23 protein-coding genes are annotated in these 25,401 nt (G+C 69.9%); 16 read left to right on the top strand and 7 right to left on the bottom strand.

The annotated features are described in order from the left end of the window. The first annotated feature begins 2 nt into the window (after positions 1-2). Entirely contained in the window at positions 3-1,511 is a 1,509-nt protein-coding gene (locus ACI7YT_RS14920; protein ID WP_406246501.1) for a leucyl aminopeptidase, read from the top strand. Here the strand turns inward: ACI7YT_RS14920 and ACI7YT_RS14915 are convergent, their stop codons facing one another. Both ACI7YT_RS14915 and ACI7YT_RS14910 read right to left on the bottom strand, forming a co-directional pair. Then, the gene (locus ACI7YT_RS14915) at positions 1,512-3,668 is read right to left on the bottom strand and encodes a YhgE/Pip domain-containing protein (protein ID WP_406246500.1); all 2,157 of its coding nucleotides are present in this window, start codon (positions 3,666-3,668) and stop codon (positions 1,512-1,514) included. Continuing rightward, on the bottom strand, positions 3,665-6,421 hold the full coding sequence (locus tag ACI7YT_RS14910; protein ID WP_406246498.1) for an efflux RND transporter permease subunit: 2,757 nt from the start codon (positions 6,419-6,421) through the stop codon (positions 3,665-3,667). The genes ACI7YT_RS14915 and ACI7YT_RS14910 overlap by 4 nt, the downstream gene beginning before the upstream one ends. Positions 6,422-6,546: 125 nt before the next feature. Between ACI7YT_RS14910 and ACI7YT_RS14905 the strand changes: the two genes are divergently transcribed. Continuing rightward, positions 6,547-7,176 carry a TetR/AcrR family transcriptional regulator gene (locus ACI7YT_RS14905; RefSeq protein WP_406246496.1) on the top strand — a complete coding sequence of 210 codons (630 nt, stop codon included), beginning with the start codon at positions 6,547-6,549 and terminating at the stop codon, positions 7,174-7,176. A gap of 10 nt (positions 7,177-7,186) precedes the next feature. Here ACI7YT_RS14905 and ACI7YT_RS14900 read toward each other — a convergent pair whose 3' ends face one another. Continuing rightward, a complete protein-coding gene (locus tag ACI7YT_RS14900) occupies positions 7,187-8,167 on the bottom strand; it encodes an o-succinylbenzoate synthase (protein WP_406246494.1) in 981 nt (326 codons plus the stop codon). Positions 8,168-8,171: 4 nt separating this feature from the next. Next, positions 8,172-9,200 (bottom strand): GNAT family N-acetyltransferase, encoded by a 1,029-nt coding sequence (locus ACI7YT_RS14895; RefSeq protein ID WP_406246492.1) that lies wholly within the window; start codon positions 9,198-9,200, stop codon positions 8,172-8,174. A gap of 77 nt (positions 9,201-9,277) precedes the next feature. On the opposite strand from ACI7YT_RS14895, the gene ACI7YT_RS14890 reads away from it, so the two are divergent. The 10 genes from ACI7YT_RS14890 to ACI7YT_RS14845 all read left to right on the top strand — a co-directional run bounded on the left by ACI7YT_RS14890 (position 9,278) and on the right by ACI7YT_RS14845 (position 18,527). Further along, entirely contained in the window at positions 9,278-9,610 is a 333-nt protein-coding gene (locus tag ACI7YT_RS14890; RefSeq protein WP_406246490.1) for a PadR family transcriptional regulator, read from the top strand. Position 9,611: 1 nt separating this feature from the next. Beyond that, complete coding sequence (locus tag ACI7YT_RS14885; protein ID WP_406246488.1) at positions 9,612-10,610, top strand: permease prefix domain 1-containing protein; 999 nt, start codon at positions 9,612-9,614, stop codon at positions 10,608-10,610. Positions 10,611-10,680: 70 nt separating this feature from the next. Continuing rightward, positions 10,681-11,592, top strand: a complete 912-nt coding sequence (locus ACI7YT_RS14880; protein ID WP_406246487.1) for a 1,4-dihydroxy-2-naphthoyl-CoA synthase — start codon at positions 10,681-10,683, stop codon at positions 11,590-11,592. A 5-nt stretch (positions 11,593-11,597) separates the two neighbouring features. After that, the gene (locus ACI7YT_RS14875; RefSeq protein WP_406246485.1) at positions 11,598-12,743 is read left to right on the top strand and encodes an AMP-binding protein; all 1,146 of its coding nucleotides are present in this window, start codon (positions 11,598-11,600) and stop codon (positions 12,741-12,743) included. A gap of 19 nt (positions 12,744-12,762) precedes the next feature. Beyond that, positions 12,763-13,554: a class I SAM-dependent methyltransferase gene (locus tag ACI7YT_RS14870; protein WP_406246483.1), complete on the top strand. Its 792-nt coding sequence runs from the start codon at positions 12,763-12,765 to the stop codon at positions 13,552-13,554. A gap of 50 nt (positions 13,555-13,604) precedes the next feature. Further along, a complete protein-coding gene (locus tag ACI7YT_RS14865) occupies positions 13,605-14,837 on the top strand; it encodes a histidine kinase (protein WP_406246482.1) in 1,233 nt (410 codons plus the stop codon). Continuing rightward, on the top strand, positions 14,834-15,469 hold the full coding sequence (locus ACI7YT_RS14860) for a response regulator (RefSeq protein WP_406246481.1): 636 nt from the start codon (positions 14,834-14,836) through the stop codon (positions 15,467-15,469). The genes ACI7YT_RS14865 and ACI7YT_RS14860 overlap by 4 nt, the downstream gene beginning before the upstream one ends. A gap of 80 nt (positions 15,470-15,549) precedes the next feature. Then, on the top strand, positions 15,550-16,311 hold the full coding sequence (locus ACI7YT_RS14855; protein WP_406246480.1) for an ABC transporter ATP-binding protein: 762 nt from the start codon (positions 15,550-15,552) through the stop codon (positions 16,309-16,311). After that, the gene (locus ACI7YT_RS14850; RefSeq protein WP_406246479.1) at positions 16,308-17,762 is read left to right on the top strand and encodes an FtsX-like permease family protein; all 1,455 of its coding nucleotides are present in this window, start codon (positions 16,308-16,310) and stop codon (positions 17,760-17,762) included. The genes ACI7YT_RS14855 and ACI7YT_RS14850 overlap by 4 nt, the downstream gene beginning before the upstream one ends. A 105-nt stretch (positions 17,763-17,867) precedes the next feature. Continuing rightward, positions 17,868-18,527, top strand: coding sequence for a 2-phosphosulfolactate phosphatase (locus ACI7YT_RS14845; RefSeq protein WP_406246477.1), 660 nt, complete (start codon positions 17,868-17,870; stop codon positions 18,525-18,527). 6 nt (positions 18,528-18,533) lie between these two features. Here the strand turns inward: ACI7YT_RS14845 and ACI7YT_RS14840 are convergent, their stop codons facing one another. The 3 genes from ACI7YT_RS14840 to ACI7YT_RS14830 form a co-directional block, all read right to left on the bottom strand. Continuing rightward, positions 18,534-19,022, bottom strand: coding sequence for a SprT-like domain-containing protein (locus tag ACI7YT_RS14840; RefSeq protein ID WP_406246475.1), 489 nt, complete (start codon positions 19,020-19,022; stop codon positions 18,534-18,536). A gap of 47 nt (positions 19,023-19,069) precedes the next feature. Then, positions 19,070-19,597, bottom strand: coding sequence for a hypothetical protein (locus ACI7YT_RS14835; RefSeq protein WP_406246474.1), 528 nt, complete (start codon positions 19,595-19,597; stop codon positions 19,070-19,072). A 104-nt stretch (positions 19,598-19,701) separates the two neighbouring features. Then, a complete protein-coding gene (locus tag ACI7YT_RS14830; RefSeq protein WP_406246472.1) occupies positions 19,702-20,562 on the bottom strand; it encodes a spermidine synthase in 861 nt (286 codons plus the stop codon). A gap of 216 nt (positions 20,563-20,778) precedes the next feature. Between ACI7YT_RS14830 and ACI7YT_RS14825 the strand changes: the two genes are divergently transcribed. The 4 genes from ACI7YT_RS14825 to ACI7YT_RS14810 are packed head-to-tail and all read left to right on the top strand — an operon-like array spanning position 20,779 to position 25,369. Beyond that, the gene (locus tag ACI7YT_RS14825) at positions 20,779-22,074 is read left to right on the top strand and encodes a sugar ABC transporter substrate-binding protein (protein WP_406246470.1); all 1,296 of its coding nucleotides are present in this window, start codon (positions 20,779-20,781) and stop codon (positions 22,072-22,074) included. 24 nt (positions 22,075-22,098) lie between these two features. Beyond that, the gene (locus ACI7YT_RS14820) at positions 22,099-23,076 is read left to right on the top strand and encodes a carbohydrate ABC transporter permease (protein ID WP_406246469.1); all 978 of its coding nucleotides are present in this window, start codon (positions 22,099-22,101) and stop codon (positions 23,074-23,076) included. Then, positions 23,073-23,906, top strand: a complete 834-nt coding sequence (locus ACI7YT_RS14815; protein WP_406246467.1) for a carbohydrate ABC transporter permease — start codon at positions 23,073-23,075, stop codon at positions 23,904-23,906. The genes ACI7YT_RS14820 and ACI7YT_RS14815 overlap by 4 nt, the downstream gene beginning before the upstream one ends. After that, positions 23,903-25,369 carry a glycoside hydrolase family 3 protein gene (locus ACI7YT_RS14810; RefSeq protein WP_406246466.1) on the top strand — a complete coding sequence of 489 codons (1,467 nt, stop codon included), beginning with the start codon at positions 23,903-23,905 and terminating at the stop codon, positions 25,367-25,369. The genes ACI7YT_RS14815 and ACI7YT_RS14810 overlap by 4 nt, the downstream gene beginning before the upstream one ends. Positions 25,370-25,401: the final 32 nt, after the last annotated feature.

Here is a 25,401-nt window from a genome sequence, read left to right as displayed (position 1 = left end):
CCATGACCCGGAGCCCGAACAAGCTGATCCCCGCCGACTTCCGCACCGTGCCGGGTCTCGACGCGCTCGACGCGACGAGCGTGCACCTCGGTGCGCCGTCGGACGCCGAGGCGATCGGCATCGGCATCCACACCGACGGCGACGTGCCGGATGCTGTCGGCTTCAGCCGCGAACAGCTGGCGGATGCCGGCTTCACCGGGGACGCGGGATCGACTCTGGTGATGCCGCAGGCCGGCGCGGCCGCCCTCGTGGCGGTCGGGCTCGGTGCTCGCGACGAGCTGTCCTCCGACGTGCTGCGCGACGCCGCGGCGAACGTCGTACGAGCGGCGGCGCGGAGCGAGAAGGTCGCGATCCGGCTCTTCGGGCCGATCGCCGTCGAGCCGGATGCGGTCGTTCGCGCGCTCGTCGAGGGTGCGCTGCTCGCCCGATACCGCTACACGGTGCTGTCGAACGTGAGCAGGCATGTGGCGCTGAAGTCCCTCACGGTCGATGTCCCCGGAGTCGGCGAGGCGGCGGATGCCGTCGAGCAGGGCGTCGTCGGCGCACGCGCCGCGATCGTCGCCCGCGACCTGGCCAACACCCCTCCGGGGCACCTGACCGCGACCGACATGGGAGACATCGCCGTCGAGCTCGGGAGCCGCTTCGGCTTCGACGTCGAGCTCTTCGACAAGCAGGTGCTCATCGACCTGGGGTGCGGCGGGCTGCTCGGGGTCAACCAGGGCTCCACGGAAGAACCCCGCATGATCAAGCTCAGTTACGCACCGACCGGTGAGGCATCAGGCCATCTCGGTCTCGTCGGCAAGGGCATCATGTACGACTCGGGCGGGATCAGCCTCAAGCCGAGCGACCCCATGCATCTGCTCATGAAGATGGACATGGGCGGCGCCGCGGCGGTGCTCGGCACCTTCACCGCGCTTCGGGACGCCGGAGTGGAAGCGAAGGTGACCGGCTGGCTGATGTGCACCGACAACATGCCGTCAGGGACCGCGTACAAGCTCGGCGACGTGCTCACCGCGCGCGGCGGCACCACGATCGAGGTCAAGAACACCGACGCCGAGGGAAGGCTCGTGATGAGCGACGCTCTCGTGCTCGCCAACGAGGACGGGGTCGACGCGATCATCGACATCGCCACCCTGACCGGAGCGGCCCTGGTGTCTCTGGGAGGCGCAACGGCGCCGGTCTTCGGCAACGACCAGTCGACCGTCGACCTCGTCCGTGCGGCCTCGGCAGCGGTCGACGAGCCGGTGTGGCAGCTGCCGCTGGAGAAGAAGTACCGCAAGCAGCTCGATTCGGACATCGCCGACATCGCGAACCTCGGCGGACCGTTCGCCGGGGCGACGACCGCGGCGCTGTTCCTCGCGCACTTCGTCGGGGAAACGCCATGGGCGCACCTCGACATCGCGGGGACCATGCAGACCGAGAAGGACGACTCATGGCGGACCGCGGGCGCCACCGGCTTCGGAGCCCGGATCCTGCTCGAGGCCGCGCGGAACTTCGCCGCGAAGGCCTGATCAGGTCGCGAGGACCGCCTTCGCAGACGTCGTCCGTCGCAGCGCGACCGCCAATGTCGTCGCCCCCAGCGCCAGCACACCCCACACGATCAGCGCGGCGACAGCGGCACCGTTCCCGGCGATCAGTCCGGTGTACGCCGGCTGCGTCGGCAGTGCGGCCCCGAGCGAAGCGAGCCACGCTGGCACGGTCGAGATGAGTCCGGTCGCGATGGCCAGCACGCCGACGAGCGCGCTGATCCAGCGTCCGACGCCGCCGAGCACCGCCACCAGCGCCTGATTCACAGCGGCGAACGAGACACCGGTGAGCACAGCGGTGCCGGCGAACACCCACCAGCTCGCGGCGTCGTACTGCGCCACGATCTGAACGATGATCGAGACGAGCAGGCCCTGCCCTGCGCCGATGAGCGCGGCCGGTGCGAACGCCCGAAGCGCGAGCGAGATCGACGGCCGTCGTGAGGTGAGCGTGCGCGCCGTGTGCGGTCGCAGCACGAGGAACGTCGCGAGCCCGCCGAACCAGAGCACGACCGCCGTCAGCAGCGGAATGGCCGTCGGCCCGAAGATCGTCGACGTCCCGGTGTTCGAGGAGACGGGGTCGGCGATGACGGAGGCCAGATCGGACGACTCGTCCTCCGAGAACGAGGGGATCGACTCCACGGCCGTGTCCAGACCGCCGGCCAGTTCGTCGGTGCCCGTCGCGAGTTCGCCGAGTCCATCGACGAGTTCGGTCGCGCCGTCCGCGAGCTGCGTCGCGCCGTCGCCGAGCTGTCCGGCACCCGAGCTCAGCTCGTCGGCACCGGCCGCGAGCTGGCCTGCGCCCTCGCCGAGGCCCGATGCGCCGGTCGAGAGTCCGGTCGCGCCGTTCGCGAGCTCGCGCGCACCGGCCGCGGACTGGTCGACGCCTCCGGCGAGCTGACCCAGCCCGTCGCCCAGCGCGATCGCGGCGCCTCCGGCTTCGGTGAACTGAGCCGACAGGGTCTGCGGCAGCGCGCCGATGCCCTCGGCGAGCGGGGCGGCATAGCCGGACGCCGTGCCGGCGGCCGTCGCGGCCTCGCCGGCCGAAGCGGCGGCCGTCCCGGCATCCGCAGCAGCCGTGGCGAGCTGGGCGCAGAGTTCGCCGGACACTGCCGGATCGCACTGCGCAGCCAGAGCGCCGAGGGTCCCTGCGAGCTCGCCCACCTGCGTCGCCGTCACGACGGTCGACTCGGCGGCGGCCGCGGACTCCGAAGCGACGGTTCCGGCGGCACCGACGAGTTGACTCATCTCTCCGGCGGGGTCGGTCATCGCAGCGGCCCCGGCGAGAAGACCCTGTCCCAGGGTGGTCGCGCCAGCGCCTGCTTCGCGGGTCTTGACGGCGATCGTGTCCAGGCCGGAACCGAGCGAGTTCGCGCCGCCTGACAGCTGCGTCGCACCGTCGGCGAGCTGCGTCGCACCGTTCGAGATCTCGGATGCGCCGTCACCGAGCTGGGATGCGCCATCGCCGAGCTGCGTCACGCCGTCGGCGAGCTGCGTCGCGCCTTCGGGGAGTGCGGTCGCACCCTCGGCGGCCTGTCCAGCACCGTCGGCCAGCTGCGTCGCGCCATCCGCTGCCTCGCCGAGCTGCTCGCCGAGGGTCGTGAATCCGACCAGCACGTTCTCCATCGTCGCCTCGCTGAGCATGGTGCCCATCGTTGCGGTCGCGGCCGTCGCGATCTGCGACGTGATGAGATCGTCCGCCACGCGGCCGTCGTCCGGCGTCGTGACGGTGATCAGCGCCTGCTCGGCCTCGCCACCGCCGTCGGCGATGGCCTGGCCGGATGACGTCGCCGCCGCCGAGAAGTTCTCCGGGATGGTGATGACGGCCTGGTAGGTGCCGTCCTCGAGGCCCTCTGCCGCGTCGTCCTCGTTCGAGATCACCCAGGTCAGGTTCGAATCGAGCTCATCCGAGCCCTCGACGAGACCGGAGGAGAGCTGACGGCCGAGCGGCGTGTACTGGTCGTCGATCGTGACCGGCTCGTCGAGGTTGACGATCGCCGCGGTCATCGTGTCGAGGCGCTCGGTCGGGTTCTGCAGCGCCGCCACGAGCAGGCCGCCGATGATCGCGGGCAGCAGCAGCACACCCAGTACCGTCAGCCAGGTGACCGACCTGCGCGAGCGGGTCCGTTCGATGGAGAGGGTCATGCGGTCACCTCGGTGGTCTCGGTGCGGTGGGGGAAACGGGTGTCGGTCACGTCGGCATCCGGCCATCCGGCATCCGCCAGGATCGCGCGGGCGACGTACGCATCGGATGCCGTGGCGAACACGGCCAGCGGACGGGATGCCGCGGCATCCCTGAGCATCGCCTCGGCCTGATCGCGCTGCGCGCCGCCGAGCAGGTCGAGGCCATCGATCACGACGAGTTCCGATCGACCGCGCAGTGCTTCGCGCAGATCGGCGAGCGCGGCGTCCGCGTCGTCGACGAGGACGCAGCCGACGTGCGCGCGCACCCAGGCCGCCCGGCCGGGCAGCAGGTGCCCGGCGACCCGGAGGCGGCCGTCATCGGGGACGATCCGGCCGGCGACGGCCAGAGCCAGCGCTCGTCGCACCCTGGCATCCGGAGCCGTGGCGACCAGCGCGGTGCCCGGGGCGAGGCGCAGGGTGACGCCTTCCAGAATCGGCGCGTCGGCGCTGAGCACGAGATCGTCCGCCGCGACGACCGAGTCGTCGCCGGGCCACGACGCGAGGTGCCGTTCGCGCTCGACGGCCTCGCCCTCGATGTCGACGCTGGGGAGGATCCGCTCCAACCAGCGGGGCAGCTCCCAGGCGCGCTGACCGAGGATGGCCATCAGCGCGGGGATCAGCGTCATGCGCACGAGGAATGCATCGATCGCGATGCCGGCCGCAAGGCCGAGCGCGATCGGCTTGAGCGACGAATCGCCTTCGGGGACGAACGCGACGAAGACGGCGAACATGATGAGCCCTGCGGCCGTGACCACCTTCGCCGAACCGCTGAATCCGGTCCTGACCGCGCGGATCGCCGCCTCACGCCGTTCCGCGCGGTCCTTGCTCTTCGACACCGGGTCGTGCACGAAGTCCTCGCGCATGCGCGACACCAGGAAGACCTGGTAGTCCATGGCGAGACCGAACAGCACGCCCATCAGCACGATCGGCATGAAGCTGATGATCGGACCGACCTTCGCCACATGCAGCGCATCGGCGAACCAGCCCCACTCGAACACCGCACCCACGACGCCGAAGGCCGCGATGATCGACAGCAGATAGCCGAGCGCCGCGGTGATCGGCACCCACAGCGAGCGGAACACGATGGTCAGCAGGATCAGCGACAGCCCGATCACGAAGATCCCGAACGGCAGCAGGGCGGCGCCGAGCTGGTCGGAGATGTCGATCGCCACGGCGGTGAAGCCGGTGACCTTCACATCGATGCCGAACTCGTCCAGCCACTCGTCGTGGTGCGAGCGCAGCTCTCGGACGAGCTCGCTCGTGGCCGGATCATCCGGAGCCGTCTCGGGGATCACCTGCACGATGCCGGTGTCGGCGGTCTCGTTCGGGGTCGCGAGGGCGACCTCCTTGACGCCGTCGATGTCCGCCACGGCATCGCCCAGGTCCTCCATGAGCGCCAACGGATCCGTCGACGTGACGATCGTGCCGGTGAGGATGAGGGGGCCGTTGAAGCCGGGGCCGAATTCCTCCGCGACGAGGTCGTAGCTCTGCCGTGCCTCGGAGTCCTTCGGCAGCACGCCGGCGTTGGGAAGCGCGAGATTCAGGCTGAGGGCCGGAATGGCGATGACGCCGAGTCCGACGATGACCGCGAGCGAGGTGAGGATCGGCCGCTTCGTGATGCCGCCGACCCAGCGCTGGCTGAACGACCGATGCGGTCCGGCGGATTCCTTCACCGGGCGCGGCTTGCGCTTCCACCCGATCACACGGCCCTTCATGAACCCGAGCAGAGCGGGCGTGAGGGTCACCGCGATCACGACCGCGATCGCGACCGCGACGGCTGCCGCGATGCCCATGGTCGTCAGGAACGGGATGCCGGCGAAGCCGAGACCGATCAGTGCGATGAGCACCGTGATACCGGCGAACACGACGGCCGACCCCGCCGTGCCGACGGCGCGGGCAGCCGATTCCTCCGGATCGACGCCCTCGCGGACCTGGTCCTGGTGCCTCGCCATGATGAACAGCGCGTAGTCGATGCCGACGGCGAGGCCGAGCATGAGGGCGAGCAGCGGGGTGGTCGAAGACACCGGCGCGAAAGCCGTGGCGGCGAAGATGCCGGCCATCGAGATCCCGACGCCCAGGATCGCCGTCGCGAGCGGCAGCCCGGCGAGAGCGAACGAGCGGAACGTGACCACCAGGACGATCAGCGCGATGAGCAGACCGATCGCCTCGGTGATCGTGACGCCGGGGATCGACGTCGCGAACAGGTCGCCCCCGAGCGCCGTCTCGGCGCCGTCGGGCAGCGTGGACGACAGATCGTCCACGACGGCCGCGAGTTCGTCCTTGGTCTCCTGCGACACGTCGGTGGACTGCCCGTCGAACTGCAGCTGGACGATCGCGGCTGTTTCGTCGTCGTTGATCATCCCTTCGACCATCTCGTCGTAGGGGGAGGTCACGGCGAGGACGCCGTCGAGATCCTCGAGGTCGCCGACGGCATCCTCGATGTCGTCGTGATACGCGTCATCCGTGATGCTGTCGCCGTCCGCTGCCACCACGATGAACTGCGCGTTCGTCCCGCTGACCTGGGGGAACGAGCGGGAGAGCTGCTCGAGGCCGGCCTGGGATTCGGTGCCGGGGATCGAGAACGTGTTGTCCGTGCCGGCGCCCAGGACCAGGGCGCCACCGCCGGCGATGCCGAGCACCAGCAGCCAGGAGACGAGCACCCGCCACGGGTGGCGGAACGACCAGCGTCCGAGGGACGACAGGAGTGTGGACACGAGGATCCTCCGAGGGCCGGCGCGGGTTAGATACACGAGTGTATCCGATACAACTCTGTATCCTACGGTGGGTCGGGCGTGCGAAACTGTGGGCAGGGTGTGAGAGTGGGACTGTGGAGGCTTCGATGACGATTCCGGTGACGAGACGCCGCGAGAACACCAGGGCGCGCCTGCTGGATGCCGCGGCGCAGGTCTTCGCGGAGGTCGGCCTCGAGGGCGCCAGCGTCGAGGCCATCTGCGAACGCGCCGGCTTCACGCGGGGCGCCTTCTATTCGAACTTCGAGTCCAAGGACCAGCTGTTCCTCGCGCTGGCCTCATCGGTCGCCGAGCAGCGGCTCGCGTCCGTCCGCGGGCGGATCGACGAGTTCGTCGCGTCAGGCGTCCTCGCCGGCGATGCCGATCCGACCGCTCTGGTCCAGCGGATCATGGACTCCGGACTCGACGACCGGCTCGGCGTGCTCATGATGAGCGAGATCCGCATCCGCGCGCTGCGCGACGAGACGTTCGCCAGGGCCTACGTCGAGCAGGACCGCGTCATGGTGGCGAGCATCGAGGGCATCATCCAGGGGCTCATCGACACCGGACTCTTCGCCCTGCGCATCGACGTCCCCTCGGCCGCGCGGATGCTGATGGTGCAGTGGGAGGGGTGCATGGCGCGCGCCGCCCTCGAAGGCCTGGACGGCGAGAGGCTGCACCACGTCGGAGCCGAGGCGCTCGGTCAGCTGGTCGACCTCATCATCGCGCCGACGGAGTAGGACGGCGCGCTCAGACGGATGCCGCGAGCAGCGCGTGGCAGCGGGTCAGACGCGCGATCCACCCGTCGCGGCGCTCGTCGGACGCGGCGAGGTGATCGAGGCGCGCAGGCTCGGGGGTCACGCGACCGACCGGGATCGAGCCCCCCAGGGGGACCAGATCCGCGACGTCCTCGACGAACAGCGCTCCGGTGCCGAGTCCGCAGTCGAACTCCAGGTCGGGGAGAGAGGCCGCGAGCATCGCCCCCTGCGACAGCCCGACCGCGGTGTCCAGAGCGCTCGAGACGACGGCGGGCAGTCCAGCCTCGGCCACGATGTCGAGAGCCCGCCGGATGCCGCCCAGCGGCTGGGCCTTGATCACGAGAAGATCCGCGGCACCCGCCCTGGCGACCGCGAGCGGGTCCGATGCCTTGCGCACGCTCTCGTCGGCGGCGATCGGGATGCCCATGTACTTCACGCGCGTGCGCAGCTCGGCGAGTTCATCCACGCTCGTGCACGGCTGCTCGGCGTATTCGAGATCGAACTCGGCCAGGGCGTGGATCGCGTGCTCGGCCTCGTCGACGTTCCAGGCGCCGTTCGCGTCGATGCGGATCCGGCCTTCCGGGCCCAACACCTCGCGCACCGCGCGAACCCGCGCGACGTCGTCCGCGAGCAGCCCTCCGGCCTCGGCGACCTTGACCTTCGCGGTGCGGCAGCCGGGGAATCGCGCCAGGATCGAGGCGACGTCCGCAGCGGCCACCGCCGGCACCGTCGCGTTCACGCCGATCGTCGCGCGCCGCGGCGCCGGCTGCTCGAGCCACGCGAAATCGAGCGCTGCCGCGAGCCACGTGGATGCCTCGGCATCCGAATACTCCACGAAGGGCGAGAACTCGGCCCAGCCCTGCGGACCCTCCAGCAGCAGCGCCTCGCGGACGTCGACGCCGCGGAAGCGGGTCGTCATCGGGAGCGCGACCACCCTGGCGGTGGAGAGGATGTCGGCAAGTGGCGGGATCATGGCCCTATTCTGCTCCCCGCAGCCGCTTCTGCAGCTCGGCCATGCGGGCAGTCGTGCGGAAGCCGAGGCGGGTGTTGACGGCGAGCATGTGCTCGTTCGAGTCCGCGTTGAACGTGTAGATGCGGGTGGTGCCGGGGGAGTGCTCCTGCAGCATCCGCAGGTTCTCGAGCTTGACGCGCAGGCCGAGCCGTCGGCCGCGGTCTTCGCGGCGGACGAGCGTGCCCCACTGGTACGCGTTGCCGTCATCGCGCGACACGACGATCTGCGTGTAGGCAGCGACGCTGCCGGACGCCGTGAGCGCGGCCGTCCCGTACGAGGTGCGCCCCTGCCGGGCGACCAGTTCCTCGTCGGCGCGGAAGTCGGCGACGTCCGCCGATGCCGCCTCGATGTCCAGGTCACCGGTGGGCGCCTCGGTGTCGAGCACCGCATCCAGGGCCGCCCACTCCGCGACGAGCTCATCGGGAACGGGACCGCGCCAGCTCCGGATCGTGTACCCCGAGGCCGGTGCCTCGGCGAGGAGCTCCTCGATCACGGCATCCGCAACCGGCAGGTCGAGGCGCCCCTGCAGATCGCCGAGCGCGACCGTGAATCCGTGGCGACGGGCGAACTCGCGGCCCGGCTCGCCGGAGCCGTCATCCGGAGCGGATGCCGGCCAGAAGATGTCCGCCCGCAGGGTCGTGCGCCCGGCGGCCGCCGCTTCGGCTTCGATATGCGCCAGCAGTGCCGATCCCACACCGCGCCGGCGATGCTCCGGAGGCACGTTCACGCCGATGCCCGCGGCGTGCAGGTTGTCCTTGAGCGACAGGCCGATCGACGCGGAGCCGACGACGGCGCCGTCCTGCATCGCGACGAACGCCCGCCGCTCTGTGGTCGCCGAGGGCTGCTGCAGTTCGGCCCTGCTCTCGTCCCGAGACCAGATCACGGCGTCCTCGCCCATGTCGACACGGCGGGCCGAAGCGTACGCCTCCCACCAGGCGTCGTAGGCGGAGTCGTCGAGCGGGTCGACGCGAGCGATCGTCAGCGGTCCTGGCATGCTCCCAACCTAACTCTCGGCCCACAACACTGATGTGTGATTGACAATGGTGTGTGTCGCACAGTAATGTGATCGACATGGACGAGACGTTCGACACACACCTGCAGGAGCTGCGACGCGGCACGATCGTGCTCGCCTGCCTGCAGCTGCTGCGCAGCGCCGGGTACGGCTACAGCCTGCTCGAGCAGCTCGACGGGCACGGCTTCACCACCGATGCCAACACCCTGTATCCGTTGCTGCGGCGGCTGGAGAAGCAGGGATACCTCACCAGCGAGTGGAACACCGAAGAGGCGAGGCCGCGCAAGTTCTACCGGACCTCGGACGCCGGCATCCGTCTCGCCGACACCTTGACCCAGGAATGGCGATCGCTCACCGCGGCGATCACCTCGCTCACCGAAGAGGAGCATTGACATGACCACTGCCACACTGGCCGAGCGCTACATCTCGGCCACGATCCGCAGCCTCAAGCCCGAGACGCAGGACGACGTCCGCGCCGAGCTCGAGGCCTCCATCGCCGACGCCGTCGAAGCGCGTGTCGAGCAGGGCGAGGCGCCGGCCGAAGCCGAACGCGCTGTCCTGACCGGGCTCGGCGATCCGGACGTCCTCGCCGCGGGATACGCCGACCGTCCGCTGCATCTGATCGGGCCGAAGTACTACCTGACCTGGTGGCGTCTGCTGAAGCTGCTGCTGTGGATCGTGCCGATCTGTGCCGTCGGCGGCATCACACTGGGGCTGCTGCTGTCCGGTGCCGGCGTCGGTGAGACGATCGGCCAGGCCGTCTCGGTCGGGCTGCAGGTCATCGTGCATCTGAGCTTCTGGACCACGCTCGTCTTCGTCGTGCTCGAGCGCACCGGTGCGGACACCGGCATGAAGTGGGACGTCGACCAGCTGCCCGAGGTCCAGGAGGACGGGGCAGGACGCAGCGAGCTGATCGCGTCGCTCGTGTTCCTGGGCATCGCGGCCGTCGCCGTGGTGTGGGACAGCCTCCGCGGATTCTTCCCGACCGGCGGCGAGCCGATCCCGATCCTCGACCCGCAGCTGTGGCCGTGGTGGATCAGCGCGCTGTTCGCGCTCATCGTGCTGGAGGCGGTGTTCGCCATCGTGCTGTTCCGCCTTCGCCGCTGGACGACCACGATGGCGGTGCTGAACACCGTCCTCGCACTGGCATTCGCCGCATGGGTGCTGGTTCTGCTGCTGCGCGGCGAACTCGTGAATCCGGAGTTCCTGGCGTTCGTCGCAGATGCCGGAGGCGACGGCTTCGCAGCCGGCGACGCCGGAGCAGCCGACAACGGCGGGATCTTCCGCATCCTCGCCGTGCTGCTCGGATTCGGCGTCGGCGCCGGTGTCGTGTGGGACATCATCGACGGCTGGCGCAAGGCCAGGCGCGCCGGACGGACCGAGCTGGTCTGACCCGTCGCACTTCCCCGGGGAGCAGCGCGCTCCTCGGGGAAGTGCGCTGCCGGGGAATAGGCTGGACGCCGTGGACAACGCATTCGTCTCCGACCTGTTCGATCCCTCCGAGTGGACGCTCGCGCCTGGGGCCGAGGCGTACACCGACATCACCGCGCACGTGTCCGTGGACGGCGGCGTCTCCCGCATCGCCTTCAACCGGCCCGAGGTGCGCAACGCGTTCCGCCCGCACACCGTCGACGAGCTCTACCGTGCACTCGACACCGCCCGTCAGGATCCTCGGATCGGCGCCGTGCTGCTCACCGGCAACGGGCCGAGCCCGAAGGACGGCGGCTGGGCGTTCTGCTCCGGCGGCGACCAGCGCATCCGCGGGCGCGACGGGTACAAGTACTCCGACGACGAGGCCGTCGTCGCCGACCCTGCCCGCGCCGGACGCCTGCACATCCTCGAGGTCCAACGGCTCATCCGTTTCATGCCGAAGGTCGTCATCGCCGTCGTGCCAGGGTGGGCGGCCGGCGGCGGGCACTCGCTGCACGTCGTGTGCGACCTGACCATCGCCTCCGCCGAGCACGGGAGGTTCAAGCAGACGGACGCGGATGTCGGCTCCTTCGACGCCGGCTACGGTTCGGCGTACATGGCCCGCCAGACCGGGCAGAAGATCGCCCGAGAGGTGTTCTTCCTCGCCGAGGAGTACTCCGCGCAGCGCGCCTACGAGATGGGCGCCGTGAACCGCGTCGTCCCGCATGCGGAGCTCGAGCGCGAGGCGCTGACGATGGCCCGCACCGTGCTCACCAAGTCGCCGACCGCCATCCGGATGCTGAAGTTCGCGTTCAACGCCGTCGACGACGGCCTCGTCGGGCAGCAGGTGTTCGCCGGCGAGGCGACACGACTCGCGTACGGCACCGACGAGGCCGTCGAGGGCAGGGACTCGTTCCTCGAGAAGCGCGAACCCGACTGGTCGGCGTTCCCGTACCACTTCTGATCGCCATGACGAGCCTGGTAGCCACGTCCGCCGAGGATCCCGTCGTCCTCGCCGATCAACTCCGGCACGCACTCGACGGCGGGCCGGCGCTCGGGCTCGGGATGCTGGGGGAGCAGCCGGATGCGGTGCCGGACGGCACCGCGGTCGTGATCGGGACGTCGGGGTCCACCGGCATCCCCAAGCGCGTCGCGCTCAGCGGGGAGGCGCTGCGCGCCGGTGCCGAGGCGACGGCCGCACGCATCGGCGAGGGGCGCTGGCTGCTCGCACTGCCGGGCGGCTACGTCGCGGGGCTCCAGGTCCTGGTGCGCTCGATCCTCGCTGGTACGGAGCCGGTGGTGCTCTCCGGCACGTTCTCGCCGACCGCGTTCGCCGACACGACACTGACGAATCTGCGGACCGGATCGGTCGACGCGCTGTACACCTCGCTCGTGCCGGCGCAGGTCGCGAGCCTCCTCGACGCGATCGACGAGCCGGGCGTGCGGGCGGCGCTGCGGGTGTACCGGGCGATCCTCGTCGGCGGCCAGGCGCTGCCGCAGGCGCTGCGCGAACGGGCGGCGGATGCCGGGGCGCACCTGGTGCGCACCTACGGCTCGACCGAGACCAGCGGCGGGTGCGTGTACGACGGCATCCCGCTGGACACCGTGAACGTCGACGTGATCGACGGGGAGCTGCGCATCGCCGGACCTATGCTCGCCGACGGATATCTCGACGACCCCGTGCTCACGAGCCGTGCCTTCGTACGCGATGACCGCGGCATCCGGTGGTACCGGACAGGGGATCTGGGCATCGTCGAGGACGGCGTCGTCCGTGTGCGCGGCCGAGCGGACAACGTCATCGTCTCCGGCGGCATCAACGTGTCGCTGGATCGTGTCGAGGCCATCGTGCGCCGTGTCCCGGGGCTGACCTCCGCGGTCGTGGTCGGAGTCGAGGACGAGCGGTGGGGCGAGGCATCCGTCATCGTCGCGGTCCGGGGCGAGGCGCTGCGCCGCAGCGAAGCCGAGCAGCTCGAGCACGCGCGCGACGTCGTCGCGAGCGAGATCGGCAAGCACGCCCGCCCTTCGCGGCTCGTGCTGGTCGACGAGCTCGCGACACTGCCGAGCGGTAAGCCCGACCGCGACGCGATCGGTCGCTTGGCCGCCCAGCTGCATTGAGCGGTGCCACACTGGGGCGATGGCGACCTACACCCACGGGCATCACGAATCGGTGCTGCGCTCCCACAACAACCGGACGATCGCGAACTCGGCCGAGTACCTCCGGCCGTTCCTGACGCCGGAATCGACGCTGCTCGACGTGGGCGCAGGCCCAGGGACGATCACGGTGGAGTTCGCCGAGCAGGTCGCACACGTCACGGCGACGGAGATCGGTGAGGCGGAGCTGGCGCTGGCGCAGCGCGCGGCCGCCGACCGCGGCCTGACCAACCTCGACTTCGCCGTCGAAGACGCTCATGCCCTGAGCTTCGCGGACGATGCGTTCGACATCGTGCACGCGCACCAGGTGCTGCAGCACGTCGCCGACCCCGTGCAGGCGCTGCGCGAGATGCGCCGGGTGGCCAAGCCGGGCGGCGTCGTCGCCGCACGTGACGCCGACTACGCCGGCTTCATCTGGTTCCCGGTGATCCCGGCGCTCGACGAGTGGCTGGCGCTGTACCACGCGGCCGCTCGTGCGAACGGCGGCGAACCGGATGCCGGCCGCCGACTGCTGTCGTGGGCGAGAGCCGCCGGATTCGAGGACGTCACGGCAACCGTCTCGACGTGGTGCTACGCGACGGAAGAGGAGCGCGCCTGGTGGGGCGGCATGTGGGCGGACCGCATTCTGGAATCCGCGCTCGCGCGCCAGGCCGTCGACACCGGCCTCGCCACCCGCGCCGATCTCAAGCGCATGAGCACCGGCTGGCGGCAGTGGGCGGATGCCGAGGACGGCTGGTATCTCGTGCCGCACGGCGAGATCATCGCTCGCGCCTGATACATCCGCAGACGGATGCCGCAGCGGGCGCCCTCGCGTAGCGTGAGAGGGTGATCCGTCCACTGTCCCGCACTGCGCTCGTCCTCGACATCCTCGGGGCCGTGCTGCTGTTCGTGACTCTGACGCCGATGTCACTGGCGTTCTACGGGCCAGGAACCCTGAGCTTCATCGGCGTCTCCGAGGCCGCAGGAATCGCCGCGATGGTGCTCGCCGGAGCGATCCAGTGCGGCGCCGTGGCGATCGGACGCCTCGCGCCGGGCATCGCGCTCGCCGTGGCCTGGGCCGGCGCGATCGTGCAGATGGGAGCAGGGCTCTCGCCTCTGCCGTTCAACATCGCCATCCTCATGGTCCTGTACGCGACGGCCGCGTGGGGGTCGCGCCGGGTGATGTGGGCCGGTCTCATCTCCGCCGGCGCCGGCGCCGTGGTGGCCGGTCTGTACATCTCGGTCTTCAACAGCGCGTCGATCGGCGGTTTCGGGATCACGTTCGCCGCCGCGATCCTGCTCATCCTGCTCTCCGTCATGGCGCTGGGGTTCGCCTGGGTCGCCGGCTTCGGCTGGCGCATGGTGCTGCGCTCGCGCCGCATCCGTGCGGCGCAGGTGCGGGCAGAGGCCGCCACGGCGGAAGAACAGGAGCGCGTGCGCATCGCCCGTGACATGCATGACGTCGTGGCGCATTCCCTCGCCGTCGTGATCGCGCAGGCGGACGGCGCACGGTACGCCTCGGCGGTCGACCCGGATGCCGCACCCGCCGCGCTGACCACGATCGCGCAGACGGCACGCGGGGCGCTGTCGGATGTCCGGATGCTGCTCACCCAGCTGCGCCACCGGCAGGGCGATGGCCCGCAGCCCACGCTCGCCGACCTGGAGACCCTGTTCGCCCAGGTGCGCCAGGCGGGCATCGAGCCGCGCGTGACCGTCGATCCGATGCCGCCGGGGGAGGTGCCCGGCGGGCTGCAGCTCGCGGTGTACCGGATCCTCCAGGAAGCGCTGACCAACGCCCTGCGCCACGGAGACCGGCAGTCGGTCGAGGTTCATCTCGCCTGGCATCCTGATTTCGTCGACATCACGGTCGCGAACCTCGTCGACGAGTCGACCGTGCCAGGGCCGGGTGGCGGGCACGGGATCATCGGCATGCGCGAGCGCGCGCAGCTCGTCGGAGGCGTCCTGCGCGCCGAACGCGAGGGTGGACAGTTCATCGTCCGGGCGCGCTTGCCGATCGCAGCCGCCTCCGCCGGGCAGGATGGGATGGGCGGATCGACCGCCGGGGGAGGGGACGCATGATCCGCGTCGTGCTGGTCGACGATCAGTCGCTGTTCCGGGCCGGGATCCGCATGCTCGTCGACTCGCAGCCGGACCTCGAGGTGGCAGGCGAAGCCGGCGACGGCCGCGAGGCGCTCGCCGTCATCGCCGCGACCCGCCCCGATGTCGTCCTCATGGACATCCGGATGCCGGTGATGGACGGTCTCACCGCCACGGGTGAGCTGCTCGCCCAGCCGGACCCGCCCAAGGTCGTCATGCTCACCACGTTCGACCTCGACGAGGCCGCTGCGCGCGCGATCCGCCAGGGGGCGAGCGGATTCCTGCTGAAGGACGCCGATCCGGAGTTCCTGCTCGCCGCGATCCGGACCGTGCACGCCGGATCCAGTGTGATCGCGGCATCCGCCACGCGCGACCTGTTCGCGCACTTCGCCGCGGAGACCAAGCCCGTCCCAGCGACCTACGGCGAGCTCACCGACCGCGAGAGGGAGATCTTCGCCCTGGCGGCGCGCGGTCTCTCGAACGCCGAGATCGCGGCGCGCGAGTTCCTCAGCGAGGCGACCGTGAAGACGCACATCAGCCGCATCCTCACCAAGCTGGGCCTGCGCGACCGCGTGCAGCTGGTCGTGTTCGCGTTCGAGCACGGGCTGACGTGAGCCAGATCATCCTTGAGATGTAGGCGGATGAGCCTGGCGGGCGATGTGCCGGGTATGCCCTCGGAAATAGCGTCGAAGGCATGGAGATCACGACCACCGACCTGGGGCTCGCCGCCCGCGTCCAGCATCTGAAGAAGTCCTACGGATCCGGGGATGCCGCGGTCCACGCGCTCGACAATGTGAGTGTCGGCATCCGCCGCGGGCAGTTCACCGCCATCATGGGACCCTCCGGCTCGGGCAAGTCCACTCTGATGCACATCATGGCCGGCCTCGACGCCCCCACCGAGGGGCGTGCGTGGATCGGCGACACCGAGATCACCGGCCTCGGCGACCTCGAGCTGACGATCCTGCGCCGTCGTCGCGTCGGCTTCATCTTCCAGGCGTTCAACCTCGTGCCGACCCTCGACGCGATCGGCAACATCATGCTGCCGTTCGAACTCGACGGGCGGCGCCCGAGTGCGATCGAGCGGGCGCGCATCGACGGACTGATCCAGACGCTCGGACTGGGCTCGCGGCTGCGGCACCGGCCGCACGAGCTGTCCGGCGGTCAGCAGCAGCGCGTGGCGATCGCCCGCGCGCTCGCCACGGCGCCTGACCTCGTCTTCGCCGACGAGCCGACGGGCAACCTCGACTCGAACACCGGACGAGAGGTGCTGCAGCTGCTCTCCGAGGCGAGCCGCGAGCACGGGCAGTCGATCGCGATGGTGACCCACGACGCGATCGCGGCCAGCCACGCCGATCGCGTGCTGTACCTCGGCGACGGACGCATCGTCGCCGACCACCCGCGGCAGAGCGCCGAGCAGATCGCGGCGTACATGCTCGCCGCCGAGGTGGCGGCATGAGCGCCGCCGTCGCGATCGCCGACACTGCGCGGACAGGGCCACGGCTCGCCTGGCTGCGCGACCGCGGCATGGGCGCGAGCGTCCTCGTCGCGGGACTCGCCTCGGCGTTCGGAGTCGTGCTCGTCGAGGCCACTGCCTACATCGGAGTGATGCTGAAGGCGGACCCGTACATCGGCGACAGCGGCACGCTCGCCGTGGTCGTCGCGATCCTCACGGTTCTGCTGATCGGCGTCGCACTCTATGTCGCGGCCATCGTGACCGCCAACACCTTCTCGACGATCATCGCCGGGCGCACGCGCCGGATCGCGCTCCTGCGTCTGATCGGAGCCACGGCGCGGTCGCAGCGCGGCGAAGTGGCACGACAGGGGCTGGTGGTCGGCCTTATCGGCGCCGTCTCCGGTGTGGTGGCCGGGATGCTGGTGTCCGTGCTCGGGCTCGTCCTGGCCGACCGGCTGCTCGGTGCGCTGCCGGAGTTCTCGCTCGCCCAGTACGCGATCGTCGTTCCGGCCGTCGGCGTCGCGCTCACCACGTGGGCTGCGGCCTGGGCCGGATCCCGGCGGGTGCTGTCCGTGACGCCGCTGCAGGCGATCGGCGGATCCGTCGAGCGGACCCACGAGGATGCCGCGGCGCGACCAGCCCGGCACGTCGGCGCCCTGCTCCTGCTGATCGTCGGCGTCGCGTTGCTCGTGTTCGGCGTCCTGGTGGGCCTGGTCACGCCGCTCGGCGTCGTCATCGCATTCTTCGGCGGGTTGCTGTCCTTCACCGGGCTCTCGCTCGGCGCCGTGCTGTTCATGCCGCCCGTGCTGCGTCTGGTGGGCCGGCTGTTCGGCACCTCGGCGACGGCGCGGCTCGCCGCCGAGAATGCGCTGCGCTATCCGGAGCGCTCCAGCCGGATGTCGATCGGCGTCGTGATGGGCGTGACCCTCGTCACCATGTTCGCGGTGGCGCTGGAATCCGTGAAGGCCCTGCTGATCAAGGCCGCAGGTGGCGCTCTGGATGCGCAGTTCTCGATCATCATGGACAGCTTCGCCGCCGTCATGATGGTGCTGGTCGGAATCTCGGCGGTGATCGCCGCCGTCGGGCTGGTGAACCTGCTGACGATCGGCGTGGTGCAGCGACGGCGCGAGCTGGGGCTGCTGCGGGCGATCGGTCTGTCGAACCGGCAGGTGCGCCGGATGATCCTGCTCGAGGCCGCGCACATCACGATCACGGCGACCATCACCGGTCTTGTCCTCGGCGTGCTGTACGGATGGATCGCCGCGCAGTCGCTGCTCGCCTCGGTGCGGATGCCGCCGGACTTCGGAACCGCCGGTCTCGTCGCCCCGGCCGTGCCGTGGATCCCGCTCGTCGTGATCGTCGTCGCCACCGCCGTACTCACGCTCGTGGCGGCTGCGACCCCCACACGGCTGGCGACCCGCGTCGCCCCGGTGGAGGCTCTGGCCGTCGACTGACGCGCGCCCCCCGTCCGCGAGACTTGCGTTGCGGGGTGACACGTGGCCTGCCCAGGTCGGTCTCGCCTCGCAAAGCAGGTCTCGCGGCATGAATAAGCTGGAGGGATGCCGCAGCCGTTCGATCAGTCCGCGTATCAGGTCCGTTTCGACTGGGGAATCCCGGGGCTGGAGCGCTTGGCCGCGGCGGACATCGTCGTCGTCGTCGACGTGCTGCGCTTCTCGTCGACGCTCCCGGATGTCGTGGCGTCCGGGGCCGAGGTCGAGCTCGCCGACGCCGTGGAATGGTCGTCCAACGGCGCCGCCGTCGTCACAGCCGCATCGGATGCCGAGACGGTGCTCGTCGGCGGCCTGCGCAATGCGTCGGCGGTCGCGCGCGCGGTCATGGCGATCCAGGATCGGCGTCAGCAGCGGACCTCGGTCGACGTGATCGCGGCCGGGGAGCTGACGCCGGACGGCGGCCTGCGCTTCGCGATCGAGGATCAGCTCGGCGCCGGAGCCATCATCGCAGCGCTCGGGGATCTCGGCATCGACCACACTTCTCCCGAGGCGGCCGTCGCCGCAGAATCGGCGCGCGGCCTTCGTCGCGCGGTGCGCCACCTGCTGTCGGCATCCGGCTCAGGGCGCGAGCTCGTGGACGGCGTCGCCTCGACGGCGCGCATGGAGGCATCCGGCATCGTGCCGGCGACGACGGCCGCTGCCGCTGAACTGGACGCCGTCGATGTCGTCCCGCTGCTGCGCGACGGACGCTTCGTCGCGTTCGGCTGAACCGGGTCAGCGCGGCGTCTGCGCGGCGAGCTTCGTCGCGGCCGTGATCTCGCGGCGCGTCCACTCGAACTGGAACCGCGGATCGTAGCTGCGCGAGCATTTCGCGCAGCTGGTGGCGCGCGACGGGCAGCGGTGCCGGTACGTCACGTGCCCGGCCGGGCAGCGCCCCACCCATGGCGCGAGCTCGGTGGCCGTCTCGCCGTGATGCGTCGTGCCGCCGACGTAGCCCAGGTCCCGCGCCACCCGCTGCCATCCCGCGCCGTGCCCGGCCTGGTGGCCGGCGAGGGCGTGCGCGACCTCGTGCAGCAGCACCTGGTGGACCTCATCGTCGTCGAAGCGCGCTGCGAGATAGCGCGATACCGAGATGCGCTTGGTGCGGTAGTCGCACTGCCCCGCGCGGCGCTTGGCATTGTCGAATCCGAACGTCCACGTGTCGTCCAGATGCATCCGGATCAGCGCCTCGCCCCAGATCCGCACACGGTCCAATTCCGCCATACGATCAGGCTAGATCACGCCGCCGACATCGGCACCGCCCAGGTGCATCAGATGGCGACCGGAGACTCCACGCGACGTCGCTCGACGGTCTCGATGGCGAGCAGCACGGTCTCCAGATCGCGATCCTCGGCACCGGTCTCGCGGCGCAGGAACAGCGAGCGCTTGAAGCTCTCCTTGGCCTGTTCGAAGTCGCCGGCGTCGAGGGCGTTCTTGCCCCGGTGCTGGTGAGCGAACGCGGCGATCGATGCCCAGCGCTGGCCTTCGGCCTCGTCGGCGCAGGTCGCCAGCTCCTGGTCGGCGGCGGCGTGCGCTCCGCGGTACTGCAGGACGGTCGCGTGCAGCACCCGTGCTCGTAGCACGTCCTTGCGCGTGCCGGCCATCCGCGCCTGACGCACGGCCTCGTCCGCCAGCGCGAGCGATTCGTCCAGCCGATCCAGCACCTTCAGCAGCCAGACCCGCTCGAGCATCGCCGGCAGACTCCGCTGCGATTCGATCTCGGCGAGTCGGCGTGCGCACTCGGTCTCGTCGACCAGTTCCCGAAGGGTGTCGGAGTCATAACCCCGGATGTAACTCATGTGATCTCCCTTCCGCAGCGCCGTGATCCAGTCTGCCCGGAGGTCGCGCTGCCGGTGGGGCGGCACGCCCCTGATGCGCAGATCGGAGCCGGATCGCAACGGGATCAGCGCAGGAAGATCGACGCGTCCGGCTTCGGAGAGGCGGTCGCGTCGGCATCCGTCACGATCCGAGCGCCCTGCACGAACGCGGACACCTCCGCACCCTGCGCGATCTTGGCCGGATGCGGACCGGCCGCCAGCATCCGCGGCAGCCATTCGGTCGGCAGTGCCGAAGCGGATGCCGCGATCACCAGATTGCCGAACCGACGTCCCTTGAGCACCTGCGTGTCGGCGAGCACCGCCACCTCGGGCAGGACCGCCGCGATGGTGGCGACCTGCCGCCGTGCGAACGCGAGCCCTGGCCCGTCCGCGACGTTCACGAGAAGCACGCCGGTGGGTGCCAGCAGCGCGGAGAGCTCGTGGTAGAACTCGACGCTGGTCAGGTGCGCCGGGGTCTGCGCGCCGGAGTAGACGTCCGAGACGACCAGGTCGCATGCTCCCGCCAGGGCGGACGGCAGACGCTTCGCGCCCTCGCGGGCATCGCCGATGCGGATGCGGATGGCGGCGCCCTTCGGCAGCGGGAGGTGCTCCCGGACGAGCGCTGCCAGGGGCGCCTCGAGCTCGATGACCTGCTGCCGCGAACCCGGCCGCGTGGCTTCGACGTAGCGGGGGATGGTCAGCGCCCCAGCGCCGAGATGGACCGCGGTCAGTGCGGCACCGGGCAACTGATCGATCACCGCGCCCATGCGCACGATGTACTCGAAGTGGAGGTGCGTCGGGTCGTCCAGATCGACGTGCGACTGCGGCGTCCCGTCGACGATGAGCTCGAACCCCGTGGTGAACTCGCTCGGCTCGATCGTCGCAATTCCGCCGTGGTCGAGGCGCGCCGTCGGATGCTCCACATCCCGTGCACGCGACCGACCCATGTCCCCTATTCTGCGGCATCGCCGTGTCGCCTCAGCGATCGAGCTGCAGCCGATGCCAGGCGATCTCCTCGCCCGTTGTGCAAGCGGTCACCCCTGTTACGGCTCTGTGACGATCGCGGCGAGAAGTTGCAGGGAGTTTGTTAGTCGTGAATACTTTTTCCTGATCGACATGCATCCCGGCGTGGCGAGGACGTTTTCAATGAGGAGATTCACCCGATGAAGAAGCGCATTCTTCCCCTCGTGGCGCTCGGTGTCACAGCGACGCTGGGCCTGGCAGCCTGCTCCGGCGACGGCGACGGCAACGGCGGTGGCGGCGCCGACGGCGAGGGCAAGACCCTCACCGTCTGGATCATGCAGGGCACGAACCCCGACTCCACCGCATTCCTCGACGAGGTCGCCGCGGAGTTCACGGAGCAGACCGGTGCCGAGGTCGAGTTCGAAGAGGTCCAGTGGGCCGACGCGCACGACCGATTCGTGACGTCGATCGCCGGTGGCACCACCCCCGACATCGCCGAGACCGGCACCACCTGGACGGCCGAGTTCGCCGACGCCGGTGCGCTGCTCGAACTCGACGAGTACGTCGACGCCGAGGACGGCCTGCGCGACGACCTGGTCGAGGGACTCGAGGTCGCCGGCACCTACGACGACAAGCTGTACGGCATGCCCTGGTACGCCGGTGTCCGCTCGATCATCTACCGCGCCGACATCTTCGAGGAGCTCGGTCTCGAGGCCCCGAAGACGTGGGACGACATCGTCACGGCCGGCGAGGCGATCAAGGCCGCGCACCCCGAGATCATGCCGTTCCCCGTTCCCGGTGACGCCGAGTTCCAGGTCTACCCCTGGGTCTGGGGTGCAGAGGGCGAGATCGCCACACTCGACGGCGACACGTGGACCAGCGAGCTGGACAGCGCCGAGTCGCAGGAGGGCATCCAGTTCTACACGGACCTCGCCACGAAGCACGGTTTCTCGTCCGCCGGTGCCACCACGTGGAAGGAGACGGATCTGCGTGACGCGTTCGTCGCCGGAAACGTCGCCATGATGCTCTCGGGCTCGTGGACGCCGAACGCCATCATCGAGGCCAACCCCGACCTCGAGGGCAAGCTCGGCGCCGCGGTCATCCCGGGCCAGGACGGCGGCATCGCGCCCTCGGTCCTCGGCGGCTCGCACCTGTCGGTCTTCAACACGACCGAGAACGCCGACCTCGCCTGGCAGCTCGTCGAGCTCATGACCACGGGCGCCTTCGCCGAGCAGTGGGCCGACGAGACCGGGTACTTCCCGGGCGTCCAGTCCGCCATGGAGGAGGCCCTCGCCTCGACCGACCCGCTGGTCGCACCGTTCGCGCAGCAGATGGTCGAAGGCGGCGCGTCCGTGCCGGTGACGCCGAACTTCGGCGCCGTCCAGGCGAAGAAGACGACGAACGCCATGATGCAGTCGATCCTCAGCGGGCAGAAGGACGTCGAGACGGCGGCAAAGGATGCCGCGGCCGAGATGACCGAGCTGCTCAACCAGTAATAAGAACTAAGGACGTATTCCTTCATGTCGATGGTGCAAGCACCAGTGCCGACCACCACGGAGGCGGGCCAGACCCCCGCCTCCGTGGCCGGTGGCCGAAAGAGCCGAGTCCTCACCTGGGCGAAGGCGCGACCCTGGGTGCTGCTGGCACCGGGCCTCATCATCCTGGCCGGACTCATGCTCTGGCCGCTGGTGCAGGTGTTCCTGTACTCGCTGCAGGACTACGGCCTCCGTGAGATCAATACCGGTGAGCCGAACTTCATCGGCTTCGAGAACTACATCGAGGCGCTGACGAACTCCACGCTGTGGAGCGTCGTCCTGCCGAACACGGTCGGGTTCGCCGCCGTCGCGGTCTTCACGACCGTCGCGCTCGGCACGCTCGTCGCCCTGCTGCTCGCTCGCCTCAGCACGCTCTGGCGAACGATCGTCTCCAGCTGCATCATGATCGCGTGGGCGATGCCCGCCGTGACGGGCACGTACGTCTGGACCTTCATCTTCGATGCCGACAAGGGCATCTTCAACGCCATGCTGCTGGATCTGGGCCTCATCGACGGCCCGGTCAACTGGTTCACGAACCAGTGGTCGTTCTACGCCATCGTGCTGCTGAACGTCGTGCACCACGGCTTCCCGTTCGTCGCGGTCACGGTGCTGGCCGGACTCCTCGGCGTCTCGAAGGAGATGCTCGAGGCCGCCGCTCTCGACGGTGCCGGCGCGTGGCGCCGGTTCTGGCAGATCATCTTCCCGACGCTGCGTCCGGTCTTCTCCGTCGTGATCATCCTGTCCACGATCTGGGACTTCAAGGTCTTCGCGCAGGTCTATCTGATGCCCGGCGGCTCCGGATCCAACCGCACCGTCCTGAACCTCGGCGTGTGGTCGTACGTGGAGTCGTTCGGACAGAACCGCTACGGCTTCGGTGCCGCGCTGGCCGTGCTGCTGACGCTCGTGCTGATCGGCATCACGATCGTGTACATCCGCTCGCTCATGAAGGAGGACGAACTGTGAGCACCCGTCCGTCCGTCCTCTCCCGCCTCGGCACAGGCGTCGCCATCGCGGCGGTGCTGATCTTCACCCTATTCCCCGTGTACTGGATGATCTCCAGCGCGTTCGATGCGCAGGCATCCAGCGGCGGGCAGTCCTTCCTCCCGCAGGAGTTCACCTGGGACAACTTCGCCTACGTCCTCACCGACGGCGGATTCGCGGTGTACCTGCGCAACTCCGCGATCGTCGCCATCGCGACCGTGCTGGTCAGCGCCCTGGTGTGCCTGCTCGCCGCGGTGGCCGTCGCCCGGTTCCGGTTCAAGTTCCGCACCACGATCCTCATGATGATCCTCGTCGTGCAGATGGTTCCGCTCGAGGCGCTCGTGATTCCGCTGTTCCTGCAGGTGAAGAGCTTCGGCCTGCTGAACACCCTGCTGGGCCTGGTCATCGTCTACATCGCGCTGTCGCTCGCCTTCGGCATCTGGATGCTTCGGGGATTCGTCGCGGCCGTGCCGGTGGAGCTCGAGGAGGCGGCCTACATCGACGGCGCGAGCTGGTGGCGGATGTTCCGTTCCGTCCTGCTCCCGCTGGTGATGCCCGGCCTCGTCGCGACGAGCGTGTTCAGCTTCATCACGGCATGGAACGAGTTCATCTTCGCCATGACGATGCTGGGCGGCGCCAGCGACCAGTACACCGTCGCGATCGGCCTGAAGTCGTTCTTCGGGCTGCACTCGAACGACTGGGGCAGCATCATGGCGGCCTCGACGATCATCACGATCCCGGTCATGATCTTCTTCGTCATCGTTCAGCGACGGCTCTCGTCGGGCCTCGTGTCCGGAGCAGTGAAGGGATGAGCGACGAGATCACCCGACTCGCGAACTCCGTCCTCTGGCCCGGCTTCTTCGGCACCGAGGCACCGGAGTGGCTCCTCGCGGAGCTCCGCGACGGACTCGCCGGCGTCGTGTACTTCGGCCAGAACATGTCGGAGCGGCTGCCGGAGTTGAGCGCCGCCGTGCACACGGCGAACCCCGACGCCCTCATCGGCATCGACGAAGAGGGCGGCAGCGTCACGCGCCTCGAGGCCGCGACCGGATCGACTCTCCCCGGTGCCGCGCAGCTCGGAGCCGTCGACGACGTCGACGCGAGCCGCCGCACCGGCACCGAGCTGGCCAGGCGCGCACGGGCCGCGGGTGTCGACGTCATCCTCGGACCGGTGGCCGACGTCAACACCGATCCGCGGAACCCGGTCATCGGAGTGCGCTCGTTCGGATCGGATGCTGCGCTCGTCTCGCGCCACGTCGCTGCCACCGTCGACGGCATCCAGTCCGGCGGCGTCGCGGCGTGCGTGAAGCACTTTCCAGGGCACGGTGACACGCACCTGGATTCGCACCACGCGCTGCCGGTGATCGCGCTGGACACAGCCGAGATCGAGGCGGTGCATCTGGAGCCGTTCCGCGCTGCCATCGCTGCGGACGTCGACACGATCATGACCGCCCACATCGTCGTCCCCGCGTGGGGCGACCAGCCGGCGACGCTGAACCCGCTCGTGCTCGGAAGACTGCGCGAGCTCGGCTTCGACGGCGTCATCATCACGGATGCGCTCGACATGGCCGCTGTCCGCGAGAGCGTCGGCATCGGCGGGGGAGCGGTGCAGGCGCTGGCCGCGGGTGCCGACCTGCTGTGCATCGGGAATCCGACGAATCCCGGCGCCGCGGCGCTCCCGGATCAGGACGAACGCGACTTCTTCACAGCTCGTGAGGCGATCATCGCCGCGCTGCGCGACGGGTCGCTGTCGCGAGAGCGCGTCGAACAGGCGAGGGATCGCGTGCTCGCGCTGGCGGCCAAGCTGCGCGCCGCGACGCCCCCGGCCGACGAACCATACGATGCGGCCGAGATCGTGCGCCGCGCACTGCACGTGGTCGGAGACGCGGATGCCGAGACCTCCGCCCTTGCGGTCGTCGACGCCAGACGGCGCTCGACCCTCGCCGTCGACAGCGCCGCCGGTTACGTCGCTGCGGCGCTCGCCGGCGACGGGTTCCGCGTGCGTCTTGACCTCGATCGAGCATCGGATGCCGAACAGGATGCCGGCCTCGATGCCGCGCGTGCGGACGGCGGGCGCGTCGTGCTGCTCGTCGACCGGCCGGAGGTCGACCAGGCCCAGAGGGGACTCATCGAGCGGGTCGCGGGTCTCGACATCGGCGCGGTCGTCGTGAACGTCGGGCTGCCCGTCCGGGGCGAACTGCCGCTGCCGTTCGTCGATGCGGCGGCCGCGAGCCGGATCTCCGCCGAGGTCGTCCACGACCTCCTCCTGCGCTGACGGCGTGTCGTCTCGCTCCGCTCGCTCGACGA

It is taken from the genome of Microbacterium sp. M, from assembly GCF_045181065.1.
Classification (GTDB): Bacteria; Actinomycetota; Actinomycetes; order Actinomycetales; family Microbacteriaceae; genus Microbacterium.
The sequence above is the reverse complement of the archived record's forward strand: the minus strand, read 5'-3'. Positions and strand labels throughout refer to the sequence as shown.